25 protein-coding genes are annotated in these 26,470 nt (G+C 64.8%); 14 read left to right on the plus strand and 11 right to left on the minus strand.

Annotated elements, in window-relative coordinates:
• Window positions 1-164 precede the first annotated feature (164 nt).
• Entirely contained in the window at window positions 165-452 is a 288-nt protein-coding gene (locus tag BOO71_RS20755) for a nucleoside triphosphate pyrophosphohydrolase (protein ID WP_075835622.1), read from the plus strand.
• On the opposite strand, the gene BOO71_RS20760 is transcribed toward BOO71_RS20755, so the two are convergent.
• Window positions 445-1,317: a DMT family transporter gene (locus BOO71_RS20760; RefSeq protein WP_075835624.1), complete on the minus strand. Its 873-nt coding sequence runs from the start codon at window positions 1,315-1,317 to the stop codon at window positions 445-447. The genes BOO71_RS20755 and BOO71_RS20760 overlap by 8 nt on opposite strands.
• Window positions 1,318-1,405: 88 nt before the next feature.
• Here BOO71_RS20760 and BOO71_RS20765 point away from each other — a divergent pair, with 88 nt between their 5' ends.
• From BOO71_RS20765 to BOO71_RS20790, 6 genes are all read left to right on the plus strand, one after another.
• A complete protein-coding gene (locus BOO71_RS20765) occupies window positions 1,406-2,587 on the plus strand; it encodes a thiolase family protein (RefSeq protein ID WP_075835626.1) in 1,182 nt (393 codons plus the stop codon).
• A gap of 3 nt (window positions 2,588-2,590) precedes the next feature.
• Window positions 2,591-2,905 carry a YciI family protein gene (locus tag BOO71_RS20770; RefSeq protein WP_075835628.1) on the plus strand — a complete coding sequence of 105 codons (315 nt, stop codon included), beginning with the start codon at window positions 2,591-2,593 and terminating at the stop codon, window positions 2,903-2,905.
• Between the two features lie 155 nt (window positions 2,906-3,060).
• Window positions 3,061-3,897 (plus strand): 3-hydroxyacyl-CoA dehydrogenase family protein, encoded by an 837-nt coding sequence (locus BOO71_RS20775; RefSeq protein WP_075835630.1) that lies wholly within the window; start codon window positions 3,061-3,063, stop codon window positions 3,895-3,897.
• Window positions 3,898-3,992: 95 nt separating this feature from the next.
• Window positions 3,993-4,244: a hypothetical protein gene (locus BOO71_RS20780; RefSeq protein ID WP_075835632.1), complete on the plus strand. Its 252-nt coding sequence runs from the start codon at window positions 3,993-3,995 to the stop codon at window positions 4,242-4,244.
• An 80-nt stretch (window positions 4,245-4,324) separates the two neighbouring features.
• Window positions 4,325-5,077 carry a tryptophan-rich sensory protein gene (locus BOO71_RS20785; protein ID WP_075835634.1) on the plus strand — a complete coding sequence of 251 codons (753 nt, stop codon included), beginning with the start codon at window positions 4,325-4,327 and terminating at the stop codon, window positions 5,075-5,077.
• 60 nt (window positions 5,078-5,137) lie between these two features.
• The gene (locus BOO71_RS20790) at window positions 5,138-5,887 is read left to right on the plus strand and encodes a shikimate dehydrogenase (protein ID WP_075835636.1); all 750 of its coding nucleotides are present in this window, start codon (window positions 5,138-5,140) and stop codon (window positions 5,885-5,887) included.
• A 62-nt stretch (window positions 5,888-5,949) separates the two neighbouring features.
• Here BOO71_RS20790 and BOO71_RS20795 read toward each other — a convergent pair whose 3' ends face one another.
• The 5 genes from BOO71_RS20795 to BOO71_RS20815 form a co-directional block, all read right to left on the minus strand.
• Window positions 5,950-6,954, minus strand: coding sequence for an ABC transporter permease (locus BOO71_RS20795; RefSeq protein WP_075835638.1), 1,005 nt, complete (start codon window positions 6,952-6,954; stop codon window positions 5,950-5,952).
• 139 nt (window positions 6,955-7,093) lie between these two features.
• Window positions 7,094-8,122 carry an ABC transporter permease gene (locus BOO71_RS20800; protein WP_075835640.1) on the minus strand — a complete coding sequence of 343 codons (1,029 nt, stop codon included), beginning with the start codon at window positions 8,120-8,122 and terminating at the stop codon, window positions 7,094-7,096.
• A gap of 209 nt (window positions 8,123-8,331) precedes the next feature.
• Window positions 8,332-9,918 carry an ABC transporter substrate-binding protein gene (locus BOO71_RS20805; RefSeq protein WP_075835642.1) on the minus strand — a complete coding sequence of 529 codons (1,587 nt, stop codon included), beginning with the start codon at window positions 9,916-9,918 and terminating at the stop codon, window positions 8,332-8,334.
• A 156-nt stretch (window positions 9,919-10,074) separates the two neighbouring features.
• Window positions 10,075-12,105, minus strand: coding sequence for a glycoside hydrolase family 20 zincin-like fold domain-containing protein (locus BOO71_RS20810; protein ID WP_075835644.1), 2,031 nt, complete (start codon window positions 12,103-12,105; stop codon window positions 10,075-10,077).
• 291 nt (window positions 12,106-12,396) lie between these two features.
• Window positions 12,397-13,650, minus strand: coding sequence for an ABC transporter substrate-binding protein (locus BOO71_RS20815; protein WP_075835646.1), 1,254 nt, complete (start codon window positions 13,648-13,650; stop codon window positions 12,397-12,399).
• 142 nt (window positions 13,651-13,792) lie between these two features.
• Between BOO71_RS20815 and nagZ the strand changes: the two genes are divergently transcribed.
• Window positions 13,793-15,259, plus strand: coding sequence for a beta-N-acetylhexosaminidase (gene nagZ, locus BOO71_RS20820; RefSeq protein ID WP_368482890.1), 1,467 nt, complete (start codon window positions 13,793-13,795; stop codon window positions 15,257-15,259).
• Between the two features lie 10 nt (window positions 15,260-15,269).
• On the opposite strand, the gene BOO71_RS20825 is transcribed toward nagZ, so the two are convergent.
• Together BOO71_RS20825 and BOO71_RS20830 are read right to left on the minus strand one after the other, a co-directional pair.
• Entirely contained in the window at window positions 15,270-16,175 is a 906-nt protein-coding gene (locus tag BOO71_RS20825; protein WP_075835650.1) for a DegV family protein, read from the minus strand.
• Window positions 16,172-17,056, minus strand: coding sequence for an NAD(P)-dependent oxidoreductase (locus tag BOO71_RS20830; protein ID WP_075835652.1), 885 nt, complete (start codon window positions 17,054-17,056; stop codon window positions 16,172-16,174). The genes BOO71_RS20825 and BOO71_RS20830 overlap by 4 nt, the downstream gene beginning before the upstream one ends.
• A gap of 179 nt (window positions 17,057-17,235) precedes the next feature.
• Here BOO71_RS20830 and BOO71_RS20835 point away from each other — a divergent pair, with 179 nt between their 5' ends.
• Window positions 17,236-18,156, plus strand: a complete 921-nt coding sequence (locus BOO71_RS20835) for a hypothetical protein (protein WP_254843236.1) — start codon at window positions 17,236-17,238, stop codon at window positions 18,154-18,156.
• On the plus strand, window positions 18,156-18,677 hold the full coding sequence (locus BOO71_RS20840; RefSeq protein ID WP_075835654.1) for a GNAT family N-acetyltransferase: 522 nt from the start codon (window positions 18,156-18,158) through the stop codon (window positions 18,675-18,677). The genes BOO71_RS20835 and BOO71_RS20840 overlap by 1 nt, the downstream gene beginning before the upstream one ends.
• On the opposite strand, the gene BOO71_RS20845 is transcribed toward BOO71_RS20840, so the two are convergent.
• On the minus strand, window positions 18,667-18,987 hold the full coding sequence (locus tag BOO71_RS20845) for a hypothetical protein (RefSeq protein WP_139323094.1): 321 nt from the start codon (window positions 18,985-18,987) through the stop codon (window positions 18,667-18,669). The two genes, BOO71_RS20840 and BOO71_RS20845, sit on opposite strands and share 11 nt — an antisense overlap.
• Before the next feature lie 111 nt (window positions 18,988-19,098).
• On the minus strand, window positions 19,099-20,295 hold the full coding sequence (gene mqnC, locus BOO71_RS20850) for a cyclic dehypoxanthinyl futalosine synthase (protein WP_083653696.1): 1,197 nt from the start codon (window positions 20,293-20,295) through the stop codon (window positions 19,099-19,101).
• Between the two features lie 209 nt (window positions 20,296-20,504).
• Between mqnC and gnd the strand changes: the two genes are divergently transcribed.
• The 4 genes from gnd to pgl are packed head-to-tail and all read left to right on the plus strand — an operon-like array spanning window position 20,505 to window position 24,979.
• Window positions 20,505-21,581: a phosphogluconate dehydrogenase (NAD(+)-dependent, decarboxylating) gene (gnd, locus tag BOO71_RS20855; RefSeq protein WP_075835660.1), complete on the plus strand. Its 1,077-nt coding sequence runs from the start codon at window positions 20,505-20,507 to the stop codon at window positions 21,579-21,581.
• Entirely contained in the window at window positions 21,578-23,335 is a 1,758-nt protein-coding gene (gene zwf / locus BOO71_RS20860) for a glucose-6-phosphate dehydrogenase (RefSeq protein WP_075835662.1), read from the plus strand. The genes gnd and zwf overlap by 4 nt, the downstream gene beginning before the upstream one ends.
• Entirely contained in the window at window positions 23,332-24,276 is a 945-nt protein-coding gene (locus BOO71_RS20865) for a glucose-6-phosphate dehydrogenase assembly protein OpcA (protein WP_075835664.1), read from the plus strand. Before zwf ends, BOO71_RS20865 begins: the two co-directional genes overlap by 4 nt.
• Window positions 24,277-24,304: 28 nt before the next feature.
• The gene (gene pgl, locus BOO71_RS20870) at window positions 24,305-24,979 is read left to right on the plus strand and encodes a 6-phosphogluconolactonase (protein ID WP_075835666.1); all 675 of its coding nucleotides are present in this window, start codon (window positions 24,305-24,307) and stop codon (window positions 24,977-24,979) included.
• A 451-nt stretch (window positions 24,980-25,430) separates the two neighbouring features.
• On the opposite strand, the gene BOO71_RS20875 is transcribed toward pgl, so the two are convergent.
• Window positions 25,431-26,354 carry an aldo/keto reductase gene (locus BOO71_RS20875; protein ID WP_075835695.1) on the minus strand — a complete coding sequence of 308 codons (924 nt, stop codon included), beginning with the start codon at window positions 26,352-26,354 and terminating at the stop codon, window positions 25,431-25,433.
• Between the last annotated feature and the right edge of the window lie 116 nt (window positions 26,355-26,470).

The following is a 26,470-nucleotide window of genomic DNA, read 5'->3' on the forward strand; positions in this document are numbered from 1 at the left end:
TGGCTGCCACGGTTGACCCCTCTGCTTCGCAGTTCTGCGAGTCCGCCCCTTGGGAGCACGTTCCCTCAGAAGGGAGGCAAGGAGATGGCGTGTGGCATGGGTCTTTTGCGCTTTTCGCCTGCCATCTTCATTTTCGGAAACGCTGCAAAACGTATCCTTACCAGATGGGCAAACTCGTGCGCGACCGCATTCCAGAGTTGTTCGGCGGCCAATCCCACTCCCTGGACCCGACTGACTTTCGCTCCGCCCTCCGCAACAAACTGGGGGAGGAGGTGGCCGAGTATCTGGAATCCGGCGAGGTGCTGGAACTTGCAGACGTGCTGGAAGTCGTGTACGCGCTGGCGGAGTTGGACGGCGTGGGCAGGGCTGAGCTGGAGGACTTGCGGGCGCGGAAGGCTGAGGAGCGTGGTGGCTTCGTGGCCCGACCGTGGTGGGAACCGTCCTCTACTTGAGGCCCACCAGCACGGTACTCAGGATCGCCAGCCCCACCCCTGCCCACTGCACGCCGCCCAGGCGTTCGCGGTTCAGAAACAGCGCCAGCAGCGTGGTCAACACGATGGACATGCTGCCCAGCACAGTCACGATGCTGTCTTCGCCGCGTCCCAGGCCCAGCGCAGTGACGAGGATGGCCCCGGTGGACAGCAGGCCGGACCACCCGGCGTATTTCAGCGCCCCTGGCCCGTCGGTGGGGCGGGGGCCTGTGCGCCGCCTCTGCCACACTTTCAAGGTGGCGAAGGTCAGGACCAGCGTGCAGAGGCGCAAAATCCACGTCGCCTGCACACCGCCCACGCGGGGGGTCAGGCCGTAGCCGATGACGAAGAAGCCCGCGCCCAGGGCCACGGCAGCGAAGATGGCCCACCACGCGCCCTGAATCTGCGCTGGGGTGGACTGAAAGCCCTCCGTTTTCTGCGGTAGAGACACCAGCACCACCGCCGCCAGCACGCCCAGCAGGCCCAGGCCGGTCATCAGGCTCAACCTCTCGCCGCTGAGCCACGCCAGCGCGGTGGTCACGGCCCCGTAGCTGCCCATGATCGGGGCCACCACCGCCAGTTGCCCCAGTCCCAGCGACTGGTAAAAGGCCAGGCCGCCCGCCGTCATCAGGGTGGACGCCCCCAGCGCCCAGGCCCACGCCACCGCGTCTGTGGGAAACAGGCCCGTTCCGGTCAGCAGCAAAAAGAGCAGCAGCGCTGCTGCGCCAAAGCCCTGCGCTGCGAAAGACGCCCGCATGGCCCCCATCCGACGCGAGGCCGGTTGCGCCAGATAGTCCGCGAAACCCCACGCCAGCGCTGCCAGCAGGCCCAGGGTCACGCCGCTCATGAATTGCTCCAGTCCAGACTCACGGGCAGAGGATAGCTGTCCCGCCCTACCTAACGCCCGTTAGGCTGGCCGCGCTATCCTGCCTGTCATGAACAAAGCAGTGATCGTGGCGGCGTCTCGCACGCCGACGGGCAAGTTTTTAGGGGCGCTGGCAGACGTGAGCGCCGTGGAACTGGGCAGCATCACCCTGGCCGAAACCCTGCGCCGTGCGGGCCTCCCGGCGGATGTGATTGAGGAAGTCATCATGGGTCAGGTGGTCCAGGCTGGAAGCGGACAGAACCCGGCCCGGCACGCGGCCCTGAAAGCGGGCCTGAGCAACGAGGTCGGCGCACTGACGATCAACAAGGTCTGCGGCAGCGGCCTGAAAGCCGTGATCCTGGCCGCCCAGAGCATCCGCGCGGGCGATCAGAGCGCCGTTCTTGCGGGCGGCATGGAGAGCATGAGCAACGCGCCTTATCTGCTGCCGGGGGCCAGAAAGGGCTACCGCCTGGGCCACGCGCAGGTGCTGGACGCCAACATGCAGGACGGCCTGTGGTGCAGCATCAACGACGAGGGCATGGGAATGACGGGCGAGCGCGTGGCAGACAAGTACGGCATTGGCCGCGAGGAACAGGACGCCTTTGCCACCCGCAGCCACCAGCGGGCGATTGCCGCGCAGCAGGCCGGACGCTTTGCGGATGAGATCGTCCCCGTGACCGTCAAGGGCCGCAAGGGCGATACCGTGGTGGACACCGACGAGGGACCGCGCAGCGACACCAGTCCCGAGACGCTGGCCCGTCTGAAACCCGCCTTCAAGACAGATGGCTCCGTGACGGCGGGCAACGCGCCGGGGCTGAACGACGCCGCCGCCAGCCTGCTGATCATGTCTGAGGAAGCCGCCGCCGCCCACGGTCTGACCCCCCTGGCCGAGATCGTGGACTACGCGACGGGCGGTCTGGCCCCCGAGTGGGTCATGATGACCCCCGTTCCCGCCACCAACAAGCTGCTGCAAAAGCTGGGCTGGACTGCTGCCGACGTGGACCTGTGGGAACTCAACGAGGCATTCAGCGTCCAGAGCATCGCCGTGATGAACGAGCTGGGCCTGGACCCGGAAAAAGTCAATGTCAACGGCGGCGCGGTGGCGCTGGGCCACCCGATTGGTGCATCGGGGGCGCGGATTCTGGTTACGTTGTTGCACGCCATGAAGCAGCAGGACAAGGAAACGGGTATCGCCACCCTGTGCATGGGCGGGGGCAATGGGCTGGCGCTGGCCGTCAAGCGGTTAGGCTAGGGCATGTCGCAACCCACCCTCTGGATCATTGAAAGCCGCTACACCAAGTCTGGCGACGAGCTGGCCGCCGTCACGCCCCGCCACCGCGAATGGCTGGATCAGCATTACCGCTCCGGCGTGTTCCTGACCTCCGGGCGCAAGCTGGACAATACCGGCGGTGTGCTGATGGCGCAGGCCGAGAGCGAGGAACAACTCCGCGACATTTTCAAGGACGATCCCTTCGTACTGGAAGGCTGCTCGGAGTACGCCTTCACGCCGTTCACGCCCGTCAAGCGCGGGCGGGCGCTGGAGCTTGAAGGCGTGGCGTTGGTGGAGTGAGAGAAGTCTAAGTATCAAGGGTCTGAGGGTCTAAGCAGAGACTGTTTACTGACCCTCTGCCGGGCAATTACGCCATTTAGTGCGTCAAATGCCCCATCTCTGGCCCTTAGACATTCAGACCCTTAGACCTCTAGACAGGCGACGCAGGAGCCATTATGAAATTCGGAGTCATCGGAGCAGGGCAGATGGGCGGCGGCATCGCGCAGGTGGCCGCGCAGAGTGGATTTGACGTGATCGTTCAGGACGTTGAGCAGGAATATCTGGACCGGGGCCGGGGCGTCATCGAAAAGAGCCTCACCAAGTTGCAAGAGAAGGGCAAGCTCAGCGACGCGCCCGCCGAAGTCCTGGCCCGCATCAAATTCACCACGCATATGCAGGACTTTGCCGACTGCGATCTGGTGGTGGAAGCCATCGTGGAGAATCAGGCGGTCAAGAACGCCCTGTTTGAGCAACTGGGGCAGATCGTCAAGCCGTCGGGCATCCTCGCCAGCAACACCAGTTCCATTCCCATCACGGCGCTGGCCTCGGCGTCGGGCCGCCCGGACCGTTTTATCGGCATGCACTTCATGAATCCGGTGCCGTTGATGGCGCTGGTAGAAGTGATTCGCGGCTACGCCACCAGCGACGAGACCGCGCAGTTCGTCACCCAGACCGCCGAGCAGATGGGCAAGACGCCCCTGACCTGCAACGACTTCCCCGGCTTCGTGTCCAACCGCATCCTGATGCCCATGCTCAACGAGGCCATCCAGTGCGTCATGGAAGGCGTGGCCGAACCGGAAGCCATCGACGGCATCATGAAACTGGGCATGAATCACCCGATGGGACCGCTGACGCTGGCGGATTTCATCGGCCTGGACACCTGCCTGAGCATCATGGAAGTGCTTCATACGGGCCTGGGAGACGACAAGTACCGCCCCTCGCCGCTGCTGCGAAAGATGGTGCAGGCGGGGCTGCTGGGCCGCAAGAGCGGGGAAGGTTTCTATAAGTATTGAGACAAAGTGCGGTGGGTGGTTCTGCCCTGTCCGTATCTAAAGGTCTCATCATTTCAGGTGATGAAACGGTCAGGCCGCCCGGAATATGCTGTGTTATGAACGTTACCCGCCACTTCAGCGACACGCGGACAGACCAGGGCCGCGTGCGGTTTCTCCTGGCTTCTGGCCGCGTCTGCCTGATGGCGGAGGGACCCGGCTGGACACACCGCAGCGCCCACGCCACGCTCCCGGAGGCCGCGACTTTTCTGGCCGTGTTGCCGGAACTCTGCGGCGAGTTGTACCGCCAGTCGCTGGATGATCTGGAACATCAACTGGAGTTCGAGCGCGGGTATCCCGGCGCGGCATAGAGCCACGACAATTATCTTCTGCCCCTTCATCCGTCATCCATGCGACGGATGTTTTTCGCTGTGCCTCGTATGATCGGTCCATGACAGGAATCGCGCGGCAAGTGACGCTGGTGCTGGCAACAGTGCTGACTCTGGTGATGAATTACCTCAGCAACGCGCTGCCGCTGTTTGGCAACACCAATGGCGGCATCAGCGATTCGTTGCCCAACGCGTTTACACCCGCCGGGCTGACCTTCGCGGTGTGGGGGCCGATTTTTCTGGGGCTGGCCGTGTTCGCGGTGTATCAGGCTTTGCCCGCCCAGCGAGGTCCCCGTTATGACCGCCTGTTCTGGCCATATCTGCTGGGCAACCTGCTGAACGTGGCGTGGCTGTTCGCCTTCCAGAGCCTCAACTTCGGCATCAGCGTGGTGATCATGTTGCTGCTGCTGGGCAGCCTGATCTCGCTGTACCTGACGGTGCGCGGTCTGCAACCCCTGAGCGGCGAATTCTGGGCGCTGCAAGTTCCGGCCAGCCTGTATCTGGCCTGGATCAGCGTGGCGACGATGGCGAACATCACCGCCTTCCTGGTCAGTGCGGGCGTTACCAGCGGCGTACTGGGTATCGGCGCGCAACTGTGGTCCGCGCTGCTGGTGGTGATCGCGGGGCTGGTGGGCACCTTCTTCCTGCTGCGCTACCGCGATTATGCGTTTGCCGCCGTGCTGCTGTGGGCTTTCCTGGGTGTGTATCTGGCCCGCCCGGACACGCTGCTGGTGGCGGTGGGCGTGATCGCCGGGGCCGTGCTGGTGGTTCTGGCTGGCCTGCGCGCCCTGCGTCAGGGAAGAATGGCGCTGTAGTCCATGCCTGGGCGTCCATCCCCAAGCGTCTGACGTCCGCGCATTGCTACACTGACCACAATGCAAGCGTCTGACACGCCCCTGGCCCTGATCGGCTACCCAGCCCCCGCCGCCCGCGCCCTGCGGGAGCTGGGGCTGGTGGCACTTTCTACCCCCACGGATCATCTGAAAGAGGTCATGGACGCCTGCATGACACTGGGCTTCAGCGGCGCGCTGATCCACCGCAGTCAGGAGGCCCGCGCCCTGGACGCCACCCAGGCAGACGCTACTGCCCGCCGCGTGGGCCGGGTGGACGCGGTGGCTTTCACGGCAGGCGCACACGGAACTTTTGCCCTGGCCGACGCCCTGGGAGACACGCTGGAAGCCAGCGGTTACGCCTCGCGCGGGGCCAGCGCATTGCTGCTGGGAACCGATGTGCATGATCTGGCGCTGGCCCTGCCGCTGACCCGCATGGGCTTCTCGGCGGTGGGTGTGGCGGCAGCCAGTACCCCGGACGCCGAACGGGCGGCGCGTGACCTCCCGGCAGGTGTGCGCGCCTTTCCCATCAGCCGTCAGGACTCTGCGCTGGAGGGCCTGGCCGAACGGGCGGACCTGCTGGTGCTGACCGGCGGCCACCTTCCGGCGGGTCTGGCCCAGCCGTACCACACGATTATCGATCTGACCGGCCAGCTTCGCATCGCTCCCGGCGGGGCGACGCTGCTGGACATGACCGAGCTGTATGCCCGCCGTCTGGCCCGCCAACTGGCCCACGCCACCGGTCAGCGCTTCCATGCCGAGGAACTGACCGGAGCCGTTGCGGCACTGGCATAAGCGCTGGCATAACTGAAAAACCCCTCTCCGTAAAGAAGAGGGGAAGAACGGAGGAACGCCTTTTACTGCGTGCTGCGCGGGTCCAGCACGTCCCGCAGGCCGTCGCCCAGCAAGTTGAAGCCCAGCACGGTTAGGAAGATGGCGAGGCCGGGGAAGATCATGGTCCACGGGTAATCCACGTAGTACGAGCGCGAATCGCTGATCATGGTGCCCCATTCCGGCAGGGGGGGCTGCGCGCCGATGCCCAGGAAGCCCAGCGCGGCCACCTCGATGGTGGCGGTGGCGATGCTCAGCGCGCCCTGCACGATCAGCGGCGACAGGCTGTTGGGCAGCACATGTCGGAAAATCATGCGCCACTGCGACGCGCCCAGTGCGCCTGCGGCCTGCACGAACTCGCGCTCGCGCACACTGAGGACCACGCTGCGGGCCAGACGCAGATAAACGGGCACCTGCACCAGCGACACCGCCAGCATGGCCGTGACCAGTTGTGGGCTGCTCAGCGCGAAGAGTCGGTCCATCGCCGCGATCAGAAACGGCGGATTGTCCACGCTGAAGATGCTGGCAAACCCGATGGCCAGCAGAATACTGGGGAAGGCCAGCATCACGTCGCTCAGGTAGCCCAGCACGTTGTCCAGCCAGCCGCCGAAATATCCGGCCAGCACGCCCAGCAGGGAGCCGATGACCAGCGCCAGGATCGTCGCCACCACGCCCACCTTCAGCGAGATGCGGGTGCCGTGCAGCACGCGCGTGAACACGTCGCGGCCCAGATTGTCGGTGCCGAACGGCGCGGCCCACAGATTTGTCTTGCCCGTTACTGCGTCGGTGTAGATCTCCTTGGCGTCCGGGTTCCACAGCGCCGTGATGCTGGGCGGCTTGAGATTCAGGCGGTAATTGCGGTCCGTCGTGGGGTCATAGGGCCGCAGAACCTGCGCGAAGACCGCCAGCAGTACGAACAGAATGACGATAATGCCGCCGACTTTGCCGGGGGTACTCTTGCGGAAGCGCCGCCAGAAGATGCTCTCCTGCTTTTTGGCGGGCGCGGTGGCAGAGGGTGTGGTGGTGGTCATAGAATTTCCCTCCTCATCCCGAATGGCTTCGACTCCAAGCTCTGCGAACAACCCATCGCAGAGCTTTCCGTCTGCGCCATCCAGTTACTGTTGCTTCTCGCTCCGCTCGGATTCGTCTTCGACTCATCGCAATTCGCCATCATCCGTATTGAATCCTGGGATCAAGGGCCGCGTAGCTCAAATCGACGAGTAAATTGACCACACTGACCACCAGTGCCGCGAAGATCACGCCGCCCTGGATGATCGGGTAATCGCGCTGCGCGATGGCCTCATAGACCCACGAGCCGATGCCCGGCCACGAGAAGATGGTCTCGGTGAGGACCGCGCCGCCCAGCAGTGCGCCCGCTTGCAGGCCGATTACGGTCACCACCGGCAGCAGCGCGTTTCTCAGCGCGTGCTTGATGGTCACCGAGTTGGGGGCCAGTCCCTTGGCGCGGGCAGTACGCACGTAATCCTGCCCCAGCACGTCCAGCAGGCTACTGCGCGTGATGCGCGAGATGATCGCCAGTGGAATGCTGCCCAGTGCGATGGCGGGCAGGATCAGGTGCTTCAGCGCGTCCCAGAACGCCCCGGCATTGCCCCGCAGCACCGAGTCGATCAGGTAAAAGCCGGTGATCGGCTGGATGGTGAACTCGTAGCCCAGGCGGGCGCTGGGGGGTAGCCAGCCCAGCTTGACGGCAAAGAAGTACGACAGCAGCAGCCCCAGCCAGAACACCGGCATGCTCACGCCCACCAGACTGATGCCGGTGGCCAGATTGTCCCAGGCGCTGTTGCGGCGCAGGGCCGCCAGAATCCCGGCGGGCATGCCCACCACCAGCGCGAACAGCAGCGCGGCAATGCTCAGCTCGGCGGTGGCCGGAAAGCGCGTCTTGAGTTCGTTGATCACCGGGATGTTGCTTTTCAGCCCCGATCCCAGATCCCCCTGAAGCAGCGCGCCGATGTACTTGGGATACTGCGCGTCCATCGGATTGGCCGGATTGAAGAACCACGGTTTGTTCAGGCCCAGTTGTTCGCGCAGGGCTGCCGCCGCCGCCGGGGTGGCCCGCTCGCCCAGCATGGCGACGGCGGGATCGCCTGGGATCGAACGCACAAAGACAAAAACCACCAGACTGATGCCCAGCATGACCAGCACGGTCCGCAGAATGCGGCGGATCAGGTAACTGCCCAAAGCAGACCTCCTTGGCCTCGCGCCTGTGGGCGAAACCGGAACAAAGACGGGTAGGGTTGGAAAACGGGATCAGGCCGAAGTGTATGGCGTGCGGGCAGTCTACGGCGTCCTGTAGCTTTTAGACCCTTGGACCTTTAGACGCCTGGGGACAGGAGAGGGGCAGACCTCCCAGACGGAAATCTGCCCCCCACTCCGGTGCGGCTCAGGTTTTACTTCTTGCCCGAGATGTCGATGGTGTTGAAGGCTTCGCTGCCCAGCGGGCTGGGAACCCATCCCTTGACGTAGCTGCGGGCGGCGGCCAGCGGCTGGCTGTGGACAATCGGCACGCGGTACGCGGCGTCATAGGTCATTTCCTGAATCTGGGCGTACACCTTGGCCTTGGCGGCCTGGGTGGCGGCGGCGCGGCCCTGCTCCAGCAGCTTCTGGAGTTCGGGTGGGTTCCAGCTTATGTCGCTGCTGCCGTTCTCGCCGTAGTACGCGCCGTAGAAGTTGTCGGGATCGCCGTAATCGCCGGTCCAGCCGATCATGTACATGTCGAAGCCGGGGGTGGCGTTGCGGTCTTGCAGGTACTTGGCCCAGTCCTCGGTCTTGAGGTTGACCTTGATCCCGATGGCGCTCAGATCGGCGGCCATCGCCTCGGCAATCGGCTTGGGGTTGGGGAAGTAGGGGCGGCTGACGGGCATGTACCACAGGTCGATGGCAAAGCCGTTGGGGTAGCCCGCGTCGGCCAGCATCTTCTTGGCGGCGGCTGGGTCAAACTTGTAGTCGGCGGGCACCTTGCTGCTGTTGGCCCAGGCCAGCACGGGCGGCACGAAGCTGGCGTTGCTGACGGCCAGACCGTTCCAGAACGCTTCCACGATGGCCTTCTTGTTAATCGCCATGCTGATGGCCTGACGGACCTTCTGGTTTTTCAGGTACTGGTTGTTGTTGTTCATGCTGACGAAGCCCACGTTGAAGCTGGGGCGCTTGACGGCCACCAGATTCTTGTCGGCCTGCACGCTCTTGAGGCTGTCGGGCGTCAGGTCGTTGGCGAAGTCGATGGTGCCGGCCTTCATCTCGTTCAGGCGCTGGCTGGCGTCCTTGATGCTGCGGATCACCAGTTCGTCCACCTTGGGCTTGACGCCCCAGTACGACTTGTTGGGCGTCAGGATCACGCGGTCGCCGGTGCGCCAGCTCTGGAAGATGAAGGGGCCAGTGCCCACTGCCTTGCTGGCCGGGGTGCCGTACTTCGCGCCGTCCTTCTTGATCGCCGTGGGGCTGGCGATGCCGAAGTAGCCGGCGGCCAGCACGTTGGGCAGCACGGTGCTGGACTTGGTCAGGTCCACGCGCACGGTCATGTTGTCCACCTTGACGATGTCCTTGATGACGGCGGTGGGATCGCCCTTGAAGCCGCCCAGCAGGTCGCCCACGATCTCGAAGGTGCGGCCCTGGTCCCGGAAGCCGTAGGCGTCCGCTTTGTCCCACCAGCGGCGCAGGTTGAAGACGATGGCGTCGGCGTTCATGGCCGTGCCGTCATGGAACTTCACGTTCGGGCGCAGTTTGAAGGTCCAGGCGGTGGAGTTGGCGTTGGGCGTCCAGGAGGTGGCCAGGCCGGGCACCAGGTCGGTGGTGCCGTCCTTGAAGTCGATCAGGGTGTCGTAGATCTGGCGCTGAACCAGAATGCTGATGCCGTCGGTGATGTTGCCCGATTCCAGGCTGACGGGTTCGCCGTTGTTGCCGAACACCAGGGTGGCCGCAAAAGCGGGGGTGGCGGTGGCGCAGGCCGTGAGCAGGGCGGTCAGGATCAATTTCTTCATGAAACCTCCGGGGCCAGACATCTGTGGTGGCGCTGTGACGCGCCGCTGTGGGATGAGGGCCGTGAGAAAAAGTGAACGTGCGCACAGGTTAGGGGCGGGAGCAGGGGGTGTCAAGCTGTCTAGTCACTGAAAAACTCTAAACAGGTGTGCAGTGGCTCATTGGCCGCCGATCAGTGTCAGACCGAGCAGCGTCGGATTGGCGTTCCTGCCCTCGCTGACCAGCGTAATGGACCTGATGACCACGCTCGGTTTTGGATTTTTCCACTCCAGCACGGGAATATTCACTTCCAGTCCGTCTGCCGTCTGTCCGGCCCAGCCCGGAGCCGGGATCATGGACGTGGGCAGCAGGTCCGTCCAGGCGCGGATGTGCCGCCCGTATTCCAGCGGCTGCACCAGCTTTGTGCCGTCGGCGTACTCGATCTCGTACTGCCCGATGTTCTCGCGCGCGACGGCAGACGGCCAGCCAGTGGTGTGCAAGAAAGCGACAGCGTCGGCCCTGCGCCCGATCTCGATCCTGACTTTCGTGGGCAGATCGCTGACCGCTCCGCGCGCGCCCTTGAGCATTACCGCGCCCGAGATGTCGAACCTGTACGCGCCGATCTGCTGAACACCCGGTTTCAGGTTTCGCAAGTCAATGTCTGGCCCTTTGCCGATCCAGCCCTTCTCGTCGTCGTCGGTCAGGCTGCGTGTGGCCAGCGGCTTCAGGCTGACGGTTGCGCCCGCTGTGGCTTTGTACGCCACGGGCGCGTACAGGTCACGGTAAAGCGCCTCCGCATTGGTCACGGGTTTGGCGTCCGGGTTCCAGAACGCGCCTGCCGCCCGCACGTAGGCCACGCCCTGCTGTGCCTGTCCGTCCCAGATGCTCGGGTTGCCGAAATACCCGGTCCAGCGCGTCTGGATCATGCCCAGCGCACCCGCTTTCTGCACGGCCTTTGCCACCCCCTCGGCATTGCCCGCCTCATCCCAGGACGCGCCCAGCACCGGGAATCCCAATTTGGCGATCTGCCCGACGATGGGGTAATCGTTGCCCGGCGCGTAGTTCCAGTACGCCACCTGAATGTCTTTGGGCAATCTGGCGGGCAGGCTGGCAATCACCGAATCCGAGAAGGCCGAGTCGTGCCAGATCATGGTGTTTACGCCCAAAGTTTTCAGGTAATCGTGAATCTTGACCGTGTCGTCCACAAACAGCTTCTCGAAGCCTGCCGCCTTGCCGTTGGGACGCGCGGGAAAGCGGTCCCGGTTGCGGACCTCGTCGTGACCGATATGGATGGTCCTGGCCCCAAAGACCTCCGTCGCCTCCTTGAAAATGGGGAAGAGGACGCGGCTGTAGGTGGCGGGATTGAGGGTGTCGTAGGCGTAGGGATTCTGGCTGTCGGGGTCCTGATACAGATCCTTGTTCGCGCCGCCGTAGTACATCCACTGCACATGCCCCAGCGTCTCGATGAGGGGAATGACCTCCAGGCCGTGTTCGCGGGCCAGCGCCGCTACGCGCCTCGCCTCGGCCTTGCTCGCGCCGCCGGGATTGGCGTAACCGCCCGCCTTTGCCGTGTCCCACTGCACGTAATTGCTCATGACCAGCACGGCGTTGTATTTCAGCGCCGACAGCATCGGAATCAGCGCGTCATTCACGCCCTTGCTGTACTGATCGAGGTAGATCATCGCCACCCGCTCCTTCAGCGCGGGTGAATCGCTGATCCTGGCAAAGCGCAGGCCCGCAGGCGTCAGCAGTTGCCGCAGCGTCTGCGCGCCCTCGTAAGCGCCTTTCGCGTTTGCGCCGACGATGTAAGCGCCGCTCGCATCTACCCACAGCGCGTACCCCTCGGTGGCGGTGGTGGTCAGGCCCGCTGCCTTTGCTTTTGCAGCCAGATCAGCGTCGGCCAGTGTGCCGATCACGATGGCAGGCTTGCCCACTGAGGCATCCGGTAACGTCGCTCCCAGCCGCGCTTTCCACTCGGCGCGCAGGTCACGGGCGGCCCAGCCCAGCTCGGGGGCCTTGCCCACCGTGCGGATGCCCAGACCCGTCAGCGCCAGCGTTCCGGCGGGGAACTCCGTCCGCTTCGGCTGCGGCACGAGTTGGGTAGACGGAATCTGAGCGCGGGCGTCGGGGATGGGGGTGATCTGGGCTTGGGCAGCTTGGGCAGTGGCAATGAGTAGGGCGGCGCTGAGGGTAATCAAGGTTCTGGGCATGGCTGTGTCCTTTGAGGAGTTGGGAGACGGTGGCGCTGGGGAGGCGTTTGCGGTTCCCCCCTCCCGGCCTCCCCCGCAGGTGGGGAGGAGCTTTTGTGAGCTTGACTTTGATGACGTTTGTATTGGAGGAGGCTTGCTCACAACTAGGGCTTTTGACTCCCTCCCTCCTTGCGGGGGAGGGCTGGGGAGGGGGGTGGCGGGCAAAGCTCGCCTTGCACTTGTCTCACTCCCCCAAATAAAAGCCGGGAGCATCCGGGCCACCCCGAACACCCCCGATTGCTGTCCAGATTCTCAGAGGCTGGCGTTCCAGGCTTTCACGATGTCGTCCAGCGCGGCCTTGACCGTCTTCTGCCCGGCCATCGCGCCCTCGATGTTGTCCTTGAAGACCTTGTTCAACTTGCTGGCGTCCGGGTAATTCAGGGTCAGGTCCTTGGCCTTCTTCAGCTCGGTGCTGGCCACCAGTTTGCCCTGATCGATGGCCGAGTCGCCGCCCTGCTTGAAAAACTTGTCGGTGCTGGACTTGACCGTGCTGGGAAAGGTGGTCTTGGTGACCTTGCTGAACTGGAGCTGGTTGGCGTCGTTGGTCAGGAACAGCGCCAGCTTCTGCGCCAGCGCCTTGTCCTTGGTTCCCTTGGGCACGGTAAAGCCCATCAGCGGCGTGTGGATCACGTTTCCGGCGAGATTGATCGGGTACGGCGCAACCTTGGTCAGGTTGTAGATGGCCTTGTTGTCGTTTTCCACGCGGATGATGAACTGCGGCCCGGTGATCAGCATGCCCAGCTTGCCGGATGAATACAGCTCGGTGGCGGCGGTGTAGCCCCGGCGCATGGTGTCTTCTGGGATGTAGCCCGCCTTGAACAGATCGACGTACTGCTGCACCAGTTTGATGTGTTCGGGGCTGTTGAACACCGCCTTGTTGCCACTCTTGTCCAGAATGGGCAGGCCCGCTTCCTGAAACAGATACAGCATGTTGATGCCGCCGATGTTGGGCATGAAACCGTACATCCCGGTCTTGTCCTTGATCTGTTTGGCGGCGGCAATGATGGTCTGGATGGTGCGCGGCGGGTTGTTGGGGTCCAGCCCGGCCTTCTTGAAGATGTCGGTGTTGTACGCCACCACCTTGGGTGCCCAGTACCACGGCACGCCCATGATCTTGCCGTCGAAGGTGAAGGTGGACAGCGGCGACTCAAAGTACAGCTTCCTGGCGGCAGCGTCCAGCGTCAGCGGTTCCAGCGCGCCCTGCTGCACCAGCTTCACGGCCATATCCGAGGACAGGTTCACGGCGGCAGGCGGGCGGCCCGAGGCGACGGCGGCCAGCAGCTTTTGCTCCATCGCGTTGCTGGGCACGTCCACCCACTTCAGCGACACGGTGGGGTTCTCTTTCTCGAACTGCGTCACCAGCCGGTTCATCTCGTCGTTGAACAGCGGCGCGAGGCTGATGGTCCAGAATTCCAACTGGGTCTTCTGTGCGCTTGCCACGCCAGCAGAGGCGGCGGCGAGCAGGGCGGTGGTCAGCAGGGCGGAACGGGCGGGCAGTTTTTTCATGGGTTGACTCCTGGGCAAACGAAGAGGATGGATTGGGGTTTGATGCGGTGAATCTAGCGCCCCGTCAAGCCACTTGCCTGAGAAGTTGTCTGGCTTCCTCATCTGCGCCCCGTCTGCGTTCCGGGACGTTACCCTGCGGTCCATGACTGCCCAACCCTTACCCGGCGCGTTTGCGATGGTGGATATTCCCGGCCCCGTGCTGGACGCCGACACTGCCGCACACCTCAGAAAGTACGGCGTCCGCAGCGTGTGCCTGTTCGGCAAGAACATCGAGTCGGCGGGGCAGTTGCGCCAGTTGTGCGCCGACTTGCGTGAAGTGCTGGGCGAGGACGCCCTCATCGCCCTGGACCACGAGGGCGGCGCGATCCTTCGCCCCGAGTTCTGGCCCTTCGCCCCGTCTGCCATGGGCCTGGGTGCGGCGAACGACACGGCACTGACACAGGACGTTTCAGCGGCTCTGGCCCGTCAGCTCCGCAGTGTGGGCATCAACTGGAACTTTGCGCCCGTGCTGGACGTGAATGTCAGCCCGGCCAATCCGGTCATTGGTGAGCGGGCGTATGGCGCGGACCCGGCCCTGGTCACGCGGCACGGGCGGGCGGCGCTGGCTGGTTACGCGGCGGCGGGGGTGGCCGCCTGTGTCAAGCACTTTCCGGGCCACGGCGACACGCGTGTGGACAGCCATCTGGCCCTGCCGCGCGTGGACAGGACCCGCGCGGAACTGGACGCCACCGAACTGGCCCCCTTCCGTGACCTGCTGCCCCAGACCCCCGCCGTCATGACCGCCCACATCATTTATCCCGCACTGGATGAGCAGTACCCGGCCACCCTTTCCCGCCAGATTCTGACTGGAGTGCTGCGGCAGGAATGGGGATTTGAGGGCGTGACCGTCACCGACAGCATGGGCATGAAGGCCATCGACGACAACTACGGGCGCGGCGAGGCCGGGGTGCTGGCGCTGGAGGCTGGCGCTGATCTGGTGATGGCCCTGGGCCGCCGTGAAGCGCAGGTGGCGACGCTGGAGGCCATTGGCGCGGCGCTGGAGGGCCGCCTGAACCGCCCGCAAATGGAGGCCAGTCTGGAGCGGTTGCACAGGCTGGCCCAGCAGTATCCAGCGGGGGCAGACAACTCGCTGAATCCACAGGATGACGCCGAGCTGTTTCGCCGGGCCTGGGCGCGGGGGTTAACGGCCTATCGCAAACCCGTCGCCCCACAGCCCGGCTCCCGCATCACCCTGATCGCCCACCGCCAGCCCGTGCGCGAAACCGTCAGCGAGGCCGGAGCGGACGCCGAAACGCTGGCCCACGAACTGGGGAAGGTCTATGAGGTCACCCTCATGCCCTTCGAGACGCCGGATGGGATCGACTGGAATGCTGCCCGCGCCGCAGGAAATCCGGTCATCCTGACCACCATCGCCCGCCATCTTCACCCGGCCCTGATCGGTGCCCAGCCGGACCTCCACATCTCGCTGTACAACCCCTACGCCGTGCTGGACGTGGATTCGCCCGCTCTGCTGGCCTACGGCTTTCGCCCCGAGGCCCGCGCCGCCGTGCTGGGCTGGCTGAAAGGGGAGAGCGCCGCAGATGGGATTCTTCCGTTTGCTCAGTCCTGAACCCAGCCAGTTATTGGTTTTCCCGCTCCCACGGCCACTCGCCCGGCGCTGCCGCCACACCCAGCGCACGCGGCCCGGTGTGGACATTCAACACCGGATTGATGCCCACTGCGCCGGACCACACGATGGGATGCCGCCCCTTGAGTTGTTCCAGCAGCATGTCGGTGTCCTCGCGCACCGTGCCGTACAGCAGGCCCACGCGCAGGGGCGTGCCCTCGCCGTAAGTTCGGGTGACCTGCTGGCCCACCGCCTCGATGCCGCCCTTGTAGCTGCGGGCGCGGCTCACGTTGGTGTACGCGCCCGTCGCCTTGTCCACCGTGATGACGGGCTTGAGGTTCAGCAGCCCGCCCAGCGTGGCCTGCACCCGCCCGATGCGCCCGCCCCGGCGCAGGTATTCCAGCGTCTCGATGGTAAAATACAGTTCAGTTTCCTGTTGCACGGCACGGACCCATTCCAGCGCCGTCTCCAGCGACTCGCCCCGTAGTGCGGCAGTCTGCGCGGCATGCACCTGAAACGCCTGCGCCGCGCTGAGGGTGCCGGAATCGTGCAGGCGAACATCAATGCCTTCCAGGACGCTCCTGGCCTGATCGGCGGCGTTGCGGCTGCCGCTGAGGCCCGCGCTGATGGTCACGGCCAGCACCTGCGGCACAGCCGTTGTCGCGGTGGCCTCGCGGATAGCGTCGGCCCATTCCTGCGGCGTCGGCTGGCTGCTGGTGGGGTGCTGTGGGTTGGTTTCCAGTTCCCTGAACAGATCGGCGCGTGAAATCTCGTCGGTGCGGAAGCTCTTGTCGCCGAAGTTGACGGAGAAGGGGGCGACGGGCACGGCGTTGTTCAGGCCCTCGAAGGCGTCCAGCCCTCCATCGGTGGCGACGGCGAAGTGTTGTTTCTGGGGTGGCTTTCCGGTTTCCTGTGTCATCTGATCTCCTGTGCGTTCATCTGTTCCACCAATTTCAGCATGGCGGTGTGGTCCTCATCCGGGCCGATCAACTGCGCGGCGGCGCGGGTCAGGGCGTCCACCTGCGCCAGTACGGGGGCGCTGCCCTTGACCGCGTGTACCACGTCCAGCGCAATGCCCGTATCTTTCGCCAGCAGCCCCAGCCCGAAGGTGGGCGGAAACTCGCGGGTCAGCACGCGGGCGGGGATCAGGTTCTCGGTGGCATTGCTGCGCCCGCTGCTGGCGTTGATGACCTCCAGCGCCGCGCCCAGATCCACCCCCCCCTTGCCGAGAACGGCCAGTCCCTCGCCCGCCGCCCACAGATTGACGGCCAGCAGCGCGTTGTTGACCGCCTTGACCGCGAAACCCGCCCCGGTATCGCCCACATGCACGATCTTGCCTGCGAAGGCCAGTTCACCGCGCACCGCCTCCACCTCATCCGCCGGGCCGCCGAGCATCACGGTCAGGTTGGCTGCCACTGCGCCGTTCACCCCACCGCTGACCGGGGCGTCCAGAAACCGCACGCCGCGTTCCAGCAGGCGCGCGCGCTGTGAATGTGCCGCGTCCGGGTGGCCGCTGGTGCAGTCCACCCAGACCGTGCCGGGTTTGAGGTGCGTCTCCAGTTGCCCGATCACCTCGTCCACGTCCGCGCTGGTGGGCAGGCAGGTGAAGATCAGCCCGGCCTGCCCGAGTTCTTCCAGGGTGGCGGCCTGCGTGCCGTACTCGGCGGCGTGGGCCTGGGCCTTTTCAGCATGGCGGTTCCAGACCAGGACGCGCCCGCCCGTTTCGGCGGCGTGGCGGGCCAGCGCGGCGGCCATCGGCACACCCATCGCGCCCAGGCCCAGAAATGCGGTTGTCTTCATTCTGGACAGGCTAGACGCAATGGCCGGGTCAATGGCTGAAATTGAACGCGGTGCAATCTTTAGAGGCGGGTTTCTCTCACCTCACTTTCCATCTCCCAAGCGGCGCTCCCATTTCTTACGCGGCGCTGAGGGGTAGGCTGGGGCATGTTCGTTGCAGGACAATCGACGTGTTAGAGGCCATGGCCTGGATCGTCCACCCGGCGGCGGGAATGGCGCTGGCCCTGTTCGCCTCGGTCCTGTTTTCGGGGCGCGGGCGGCAGTGGGAAGCGGTGGCCTTCGCTTCATCCCTGTTGCTGCTGCTGGCGGTGCTGGGTGCTAGCTGGGACGTACATCCGGCGGCGGGGATGCTGCTGGGCTATTTCGGGGCCACCGCGTTCGGCCACTGGCAGAAGCGCTGGCCTGCGCTGCTGGCGGCGCTGGTGGCATCAGGATTCTTCATGCTGGGCGGGGCGAGCTGGATGATTTACCCGCTGGCGATCATGTTCATGATCTGGCTGTTCACCGCCGCTTTCTCGTTCATGGGTAGGGCCAGCAAACCCGCCGAAGAGGGCAAGTCACCTGCCGAACTGCCCGAACATGCCGGGGGCTTTTCCTTCACCCGTCATTGGCCGAATCAGAAGGAGAAAGTGCCCGCCTCCGTTCCCCAGGGCAAAGTCCACCCCTCCAAAACTGCCACGCCTGCTCCCGAACCCTATACGGATTGGATGCGTGACAGCCGTCTGCCCGGCGAGGCCCGCGCGCAACTGATCGCTTTGAACCTGCGGACAAAGGAAGCGCTGACGCACCTGCACGGGCTGGGGCAGCAGGGCAGCGAAGCCGAGTATCTAGCACGCGCCATCCGCGAGGAGTACGTGCCCACCGCCGTCAACGCCTACCTGAAGCTGCCGCGCACCCGTGCCGACACGGCCATCATCGAGGACGGCAAGACGGGCCGCGATCTGCTGCGCGAACAGCTCGACCTGCTGCTGGATGCGGTGCAGGGCATCATCGACACCACGTTGATGGCGGGCGGACGCGAGATGCTGACCCACAAGCGCTTTCTGGAAGACCGCTTTGGCAAATCGGCGGACGCCCGCAGCGCGGACGATCTCAAGGTCTGATGTCGCCCGTCGTTCGCCCCGCCACCCGCGCCGACGTTCCCGCCACGCTGGAGATTTACAACCATGCCGTGCTGCACACCACCGCCTCGTATGACCTCGAACCCGTTTCACTGGACACCCGGCTGGCGTGGTTTGACCATAAGCGGGCGGCGGGCTGGCCGATTCTCGTTTTAGAGGAAGCAGACAAGGTCATCGGCTGGGCCACCTACGGCCCCTTCCGCGAGAAGCCCGGTTACGCGGGCACGGTAGAACACAGCGTTTATATCCGCGACGGCCTGCGCGGCGCGGGCCTGGGAACGCTCCTGATGACCTCACTGATCGAAGATGCCAGCGCCAGGGGCTTTCACGTCATGGTGGGCGGCGTGGCCGCCGATAATGCGGGCGGTCTGGCCTTTCATGCGCGGCTGGGCTTCGTGCAGGTGGCGCATTTCCGGCAGGTGGGGTACAAGTTCGGGCGCTGGCTGGACTTGGCATTCATGGAACTGCTGCTGAACGGTGAAACGGATCAGATCAGCGGATAAACCAGATGATCAGGCGACTGGCCTGCCCGGCGTTTTCCAGCGCCCCCGCGAAGGCGTCCCAGGCGTCGATCCGTCCTTGCAATTCCGGCAAGGCGTGGGGCCGCATCCGGGTCAGATCAGGGCGCATCAGCCAGGTTTCCCCGGTGATGTCGCCGTCCTCGAACAGCAGATCGGCGCTGACCAGCGTACTCAGTTGCGGGGGGTGTGGGCGGCCCGACACGCCCGAGGTTTCCAGCAGTTCCAGCAGTTCGTCGGCGTTGGTGACCATGAAGCGGGCCTCGGCCTGCCAGGGGCTGGGGTCTTCGGGCACCAGCAGTTCCCCGGCCTCCGCCTCGGCTGAAACCCGCGTGGACGGGAGCGAATGCTCCTGCGTTTCGGTTGGACCGCTCTCACAGATAACGACGGCCAGCGCCAGCACTCTTTAACCAGCCGCCCCGACCGCGCGGGCTTCTTCGGGGTTGGACTCGTGTCGGCCCAGTGCGGCCTGCACGTCGGGCCATTCGATGATCTCGAAGCGGCTGTTGCGGATGGCCGGGGTGAATCCGGCGTCCACCGCGATCCGCACCAGCTCGCGCACGGTGGCCTTGTGTCGTCCGCCGCCCCCCGCCGCCGAGACCACGTTTTCCTCCAGCATGGTGGACCCCAGATCGTTGGCACCGTAATACAGCGCGGCCTGCGCCACCTTGAAGCCCTGCGCGGGCCACGACGCCTGAATGTTGGCGAAGTTGTCCAGCGCGATGCGGGCCACGGCCAGTTGTTGCAGGTACTCGTGCGCCGTTGCGCCGGGAGCCTTGCCGTGCAGGCGGGTGTGTTCGGTTTGTAGCGTCCACATGGCAAAACCCGAGAAGCCGTTCCCGTCGTAATCGTGGTTGGCCTTGTCCTGCTGCTCGCGGAGCTTGAGCAGGTGGCTGGTGCGCTGGGCGAAAGTCTCGCCGAAGCCGATCACCATCGTGGCAATCGTATACAGCCCCTTGCTCTGCGCCGCGTCGATAATGCGGAACCAGTCCTCGCTGCGAATCCGGGCGGGGGCGGCGCGGGCACGCACATCGTCTTCCAGAATCTCGCCGCCTGCGCCGGGCAACCCGTCCAGCCCGGCCTCGATCAGCGTGTCCAGCAGCGCGTCCAGACTCAGGCCGAAGTTCTTTTCCATGAACAGCACTTCTTCGGGCGAGAAGGCGTCGATGCGGATCGTGGGGTGGTTGGCCTTGATGTGGCGCAATAGCCCGGTGTAATAGTCCAGCCCCAGCTCCGGGTTCACGCCGCCTTGCATCAGAATGCGGGTGCCGCCCACCTCTTCCAGCTCCACGATCTTGGCGCTGATCTCCTGGTAATCCAGCGTGTAGCTGTCCTTCTGGCGCTTGGTGCGGTAAAAGGCACAGAAGTTACAGCCGACGTTGCAGACGTTGGTGTAATTGATGTTGCGGTCGATCAGAAAGGTCACGGTGTCCGGGTCACGGCGGTCCAGGCGCAGGGCGTTGGCGACTCCGGCGACTTCTGGAAGCGGCAGTCCATACAGCGCCTCGATCTCGGCGGCATTCAGGCGTTCGCCGCGCGCGGCCTTGTCCAACATCTGTGTTTCCAATGCCCGGGCAGGTGAGGTAGGGGAAAGGGCGGTCATGCGGTCAAGTTATCACCCCCAGCGGTGGGCTATTGCCCCCTGAAACACGCTCAGCGCCGTGAAACAGGCCAGGCACAGCGCAATGAAGATCATCCCAAGTTTCTCCCAAGAAAGGGCGCGCGTATCATGCTTTCTGAAAAGTGAGAGCAACGTTGGGAACCGCTGGAGAGGATTTTTGGAAGCGGTTCCTGTACCCGGAGGTAAACGCTATGAAAATGGGAATGATCGGCCTGGGCAAGATGGGCGGCAACATGGTTCTGCGCCTGACGCGCGGCGGCCAGGAAGTGGTGGGCTATGACCGCAGCGAGGACAGCGTCGCCCTGATCGAGAAGCAGGGCGCGAAGGGCGCACGCACGGTGGACGAATTGATCGCGGCGCTGGGCGAACCCGGCAGCCGCGCCGTGTGGGTGATGGTGCCGTCCGGCAAGATCACGCAGTCGGTGATCGACGATCTGGCGGGCCGTCTGGCCCCCGGCGACATCGTGGTGGACGGCGGCAACTCCAACTTCAAGGACACCATGCGCCGCGCCGAGGAACTGGGCGCAAAGGGCATTCATATGGTGGACGTAGGCACCTCCGGCGGTGTCTGGGGCCTCTCCGAGGGCTACGCCATGATGGTGGGCGGCCACGAGGAAGCGGTGGAGCGCATGCGCCCGGTGCTGGAAGTGCTGGCCCCCACGCCCACCCAGGGCTGGGGCCGCATGGGGCCGTCGGGGTCCGGGCACTACGTCAAGATGGTCCACAACGGCATCGAGTACGGCATGATGCAGTCCTACGCCGAGGGCTTCGAGCTGATGCGCCACAAGGAAGAATTCGGGCTGGACATGGCCCAGATCGCCGAACTGTGGCGCTACGGCTCGGTCATCCGCTCGTGGCTGCTGGACCTGACCGCCGAGGCCCTCAAGAACTCGGCGGATTTCGATCAGCTCTCGGATTACGTGGCCGACAGCGGCGAGGGACGCTGGACCATCATCGACAGCATCGAGCAGGGCGTGCCCACCCCGGTGATGACCCTGGCCACGCAGATGCGCTTCCGCAGCCAGCAGGAAACCAGTTACGCCGGGCAGATGCTCTCGGCCATGCGCCGGGCCTTCGGCGGTCACGCGGTCAAGACCCTGGAAACCCCCAAGAAGGAAGGCTTCGTGCCGGAAGTTCAGCCAGGGGATCACCCCAGCGTGGCCGCGCCGGAAAACATCCCGTCCTCCAGGGGAAAAAACCAGGGCGACGGTTCCATGCAAGAACAACTGGGTGAAACGGGCCACGAACGCGTTAAGGGCGACAAATGACCGCGAAACGCGGCAAGAAGGCGGCGGAGCCGGAGAAGCCGTCCAAGCCAGCCCCCAAAGGGGCCACGCCAAAGAAACCTGTCACCAAAAAAGTCTCTGCCGCCGCCACAAAGGGGGCCGTGAAGGAAAAGGCCGCCTCGCAGAAAGTGGGCGTGGCACAGGCCGCACCGAAAGCAAAAACGCCCTCCAAAGCTGCCGCCAGGCCGCGCAAATCCACGGGCAAACCGGGAGCAGACGGTCAGAACCCCTTCCGCACCACCATGCGCCGCAGCCGCGCGCCCGAACCGGCCACGATGGTCATTTTCGGCGTGACTGGCGATCTGTCGCGCCGCAAGCTGCTGCCTGCCATCTTCGGGCTGTGGCAGGACGGCCTGCTCGGGAGTGCTTTCAACATCGTGGGCGTGGGCCGTCAGGAGATGACCGACGAGCAGTTCAAGGACTACGCGATCAAGGCCCTTCAGGAGAGCAAGGAAACGGACGCCATTCAGCCCGGCAGCCTGGAAAAATTCCGCGAACTGCTGTACTACGAATTCGGCGAATTTGGCGGCGACGAGGTCTACGAGCTGGTGGGCAAGGAGCTGGACCGCGCCGAGGAAGCGCACGGCGGGCGCAAGAACGCGCTGTTCTACCTGTCCACGCCGCCCAGCCTGTTCGAGCCGATCAGCAATGGCCTGGGCCGCCTGGGACTGTCCGATCAGTCGGAGGGCTGGCGCAGACTGGTGATCGAGAAGCCCTTCGGACGCGATCTGGAGAGTGCCCGCGAGCTGAACGCGGCCATCCACGATACCTGGGACGAGTCGCAGGTTTACCGGATTGACCATTACCTGGGCAAGGAAACAGTGCAGAATCTGATGGCGATCCGCTTCGGCAACGCCATCTTCGAGCCGCTGTGGAACCGGGGCTACGTGGACCATGTGCAGATCACGGCCTCCGAGGACCTGGGGCTGGAGGGCCGCGCCGGGTACTACGAGGAAGCCGGGATCGTGCGCGACATGCTCCAGAACCACCTGATGCAGTTGTTCGCGCTGACCGCGATGGAAGCCCCTGCCGCCTTCGACGCGGACGCTATCCGCGACGAGAAGACCAAGGTGTTGCGGGCCGTCAAGCCCATTCCACTGGGCCGGGTCAAGGAGGTGGCGGTGCGCGGTCAGTACGGTGCGGGCAGCATGGACGGCGTGAAGGTGCCCGGCTACCGCGAGGAACCCGATGTCAAGCCCGACAGCCGCACCGCCACCTACGTGGCTGTCAAGCTGGAGATCGACAACTGGCGCTGGCAGGGCGTGCCGTTCTTCCTGCGGACCGGTAAGCGGCTGCCCAAGAAGGTCACCGAGATCGCCGTGGTCTTCAAGCGCGCCCCGCTGGGCATCTTCCCTGGCGGCCTGGAACGCAACGTGCTGGCCTTCCGCATCCAGCCCGACGAGGGCGTGAGCCTCAAATTCAGCTCCAAGTCCCCCGGACAGGAAATGGTGCTGCGCGAGGTGGTCATGGACTTCCGCTATGACGCTTTCGGCGCGCAACTGGAAAGCCCGTATTCCCGTCTGCTGCTGGACGCCCTGATCGGCGACGCCACGCTGTTCCCGCGCGAGGACGAGGTGGACCACGCCTGGCAGATCGTCAGCGGCATTCTGGAAGCCTGGGACGTGCGCCCCAGCAAGGGCCAGACCCCCGATTTCCCCAACTACGCCGCCGGAACCTGGGGACCCGAGGAAGCCGAGACGCTGATCGGCGAGGGCCGCCGCTGGAGGCGCTTGTGACGGCTGCCCCCACCGCCCCCACCCTCGGCCCCGTCGAGACCAGCGTCCGCAAGGCGCAGATCACACTGGACGAACTGTGGTCCCAGACCAATGTGGAAACGCGGGCCTACACCGGCAATATCATCGCGCTGACCGTCCGCAAGCATCTGGAGCGCGTGCAGGAGGCGCTGGCGGGCCTGGAAGGCCGGTATGCCGGGCGGCAGATCATCGGCGTGATGGACGGCACGGACGATCTGATGGTCCACGCCAGTCTGGTGTCTCAGCGCCGGGGGGCGTTCGTGGAGCGGCTGACCATCGACGCCAGCACCGAGCAGCTCCAGGGCGCGATTCTTCCGCTGCTGCGCCCCGCCACCGTCAACCACGTCTGGTGGGGTTCGGACACCAAGCCCGAGGGTCTGCTGATGCGGGAGCTGACCGACATTGCCGATCAGGTGATCGCGGACAGCCTGACGCTGGACATTCCCCCGGCCCGGCACTACGCCCTGGCCGATCTGGGCTGGAGCCGCTCTGCGAGCTGGCGTGAGGCGCTGGCCCAGGTCTTCGACAGTCCCGACGCTGCCCGGCAACTGCCCAACGTAGACCACCTGACCGTGCGTTACGCCGGGGGCAAGGACCTGCCTGCCCGCCTGTATGCCGGATTCGTAGCCGACACGCTGGGCTGGAAAAATCTGGAGAATGTCGAGTTCAAGGCGGCCCGCTGTGGCCGTGAGAACGGCGATCTGTGCGGCGTGGAACTTTCCGGCGACGGCGTGCGCTTCACGCTGGCGGCGGGTGAGGCCGAGACTGTTCGCGTGGAATCTGTCTGGGACGACAAGAAGCATGTGACGGAGGTCAACGTGCCCACCATGTCGCTGGCCGAGGGCCTGGGCCGCGTGATGGCCCGCCCGGAACGCGGCGAGATGTTTGAACGCGCCTGGAAACTGGCCAAGGCGACGTTGTGAGGGGGGCGACGCTGTGAAGGGGGCAGCCATGAATCTGCGCGTCTTTCCCACAGCCCAGGCGGCGGCGGACGCGGCTGCCGAGGCATTCGCCCGCGCGGCGCGGGAAGCGGTGACGGCGCGCGGAGCCTTTCATGTGGCCCTCTCCGGGGGCAGCACACCCAGGCTGATGTACGCCACCCTGCGTGATCTGCCGGACATTCCCTGGAAAGCCGTCCACATCTACTTCGGGGATGAACGCAGCGTCGGCCCTGAGAGCCAGGACAGCAATTACGGCACGGCGCAGCGCGAGTTGCTGTCGTATGTGCCGGTGCCCGCCTCCCAGATTCACCGGATGGAAGGCGAACGCCGCCCACTGGAAGAGGCCGCCGCCGCTTACGCTGCCCTGTTGCCCGAACGCCTGGACGTGAACCTGCTGGGCATGGGCGATGACGGCCACACTGCCAGTCTGTTCCCCGGCACGGCGGCGCTGGATGCGGGCGAGCGTGTGGTGGCCAATTGGGTGCCGCAGCAGGACACGGGGCGACTCACCATGACCTTTCCCGAGATCAACGCGGCCCGTCAGCGCTGGCTGCTGGTGGCTGGCGGCAAGAAAGCCGAAGCGCTGGCCGACGTGCAGGCGGGGCGCGGGGACCATCCTGTAGCACGTCTCCATGACCCGGTCTGGTTCGTGGACACGGCAGCTACCGGCAAGCTGGAAAGTTGAGGGCGAACCACCAAAACAATGCTCACCCGAGGAGAACGGGAGTCTGCGATGTCGTGCAGACTCCTGTTCTCCTCTGATGGAAGGTATCGGCAACACCTGGAAATCCGAACGGGCGTCCAGGTGTCTTCACGGAGAGGAGTTGCCCTGCACGAAACAGAGCGAATCTTTACGGGAAAGGCCAGCCCGTTATCTGCCCTGGGTGATGCAGAGATCTCTCACAAAAGCGATGATACCGATAAAAACGGCGTTTTCGGCTCCTCCCTCCTTGCGGGGGACTGGTACAGCTCGCACCGCGAGAGGCTGGGAGGGGGGCACCGCAAACGCCGTCCCAGCGCGGTCAGAGAAAAATAACATCTTGCGAAAATCAGCGCAAAGCCAAACATGAGAGACTTGTCTGAATCACTCAGCGTTATCCGTCACCCCTGATCTATCTGTCCACTGCCGCGCCAGGTCAGCCCTTGAGAATGGCCTCCACTTCAGAGGTGTCAAGTGCCCAGCTTGCCGCCTTTACGTTCTGGGCGATCTGCTCCGCTCTGGTGGCCCCGGCGATCACGCTGCTGACCGTGGGCTGGGCGGCCAGCCAACTGAAGGCCAGCTCCAGCAGGGTGTGGCCGTGCGCCTGGGCGTACTTCTCCAGCGCCTGCACCTTGCGCCAGTTGTCCGGCGTCATGTATTTGTCCTGCGCGCCCTGCGAGGAGGCGAAGCGCGTGCCCTCGGGAATGTTGTCCGGGCCGTATTTGCCGCTCAGCAGACCACTCGCCAGCGGGAAGTATGGCAGCAGGCCCATCTCCAACTCTTCCAGGGTGGGCAGCAATTCGGCCTCCACGTCCCGCACCAGCAGGCTGTATTCGTCCTGGGCGCAGATGAATGGAGTCAGATGCTGGTCCTTTGCGATCTGTGCCGCTTCCCGCACCCCCGCCGCGTCCAGATTGGAGCAGCCGATGGCCCGCACCTGCCCGGCCTGCACCAGTTCGTGCAGCGTGCCCAGCGTGTCGGCCAGCGGTGTCTGGGGGTCCGGCTTATGAAGCTGATACAGATCCAGATAGTCGGTGCCCAGGCGCTTCAGACTGGCGGCCAGCGCCTTACGGATGTACTCGGGTCTGGCCCCCTGGCCCGCCTCGCCCATGTCCATCCCGAACTTACTGGCCAGAATGATGTTGCTGCGCTCTGATCCCAGCGCTTTGCCCAGCATGGTTTCCGAGCCACCCTGATTGCCGTAGATGTCGGCGGTGTCGAACAGCGTGATGCCGTGATCCAGCGCGGCCCTGACCACCGCGTTGGTGGCGGCCTGATCCAGTCGGCCCCCGAAGTTGTTGCACCCCAGACCCACCAGAGAGACGTCGGGACCATTCTTGCCGAGTTTGCGTTGCTGCATGGCCCCCATTGTGTGCCGGGGAGCGGAGATCCCATGAGGCGCTGGCCACAATCCCTTGGTGGAGGGCATCTTTTCCGGGCACGACACTCGCGCAGACAACGGGGTCCCGCGCCATC

It is taken from the genome of Deinococcus marmoris (assembly GCF_001949125.1).
In the GTDB taxonomy this organism is placed as follows: Bacteria; Deinococcota; Deinococci; order Deinococcales; family Deinococcaceae; genus Deinococcus; species Deinococcus marmoris_A.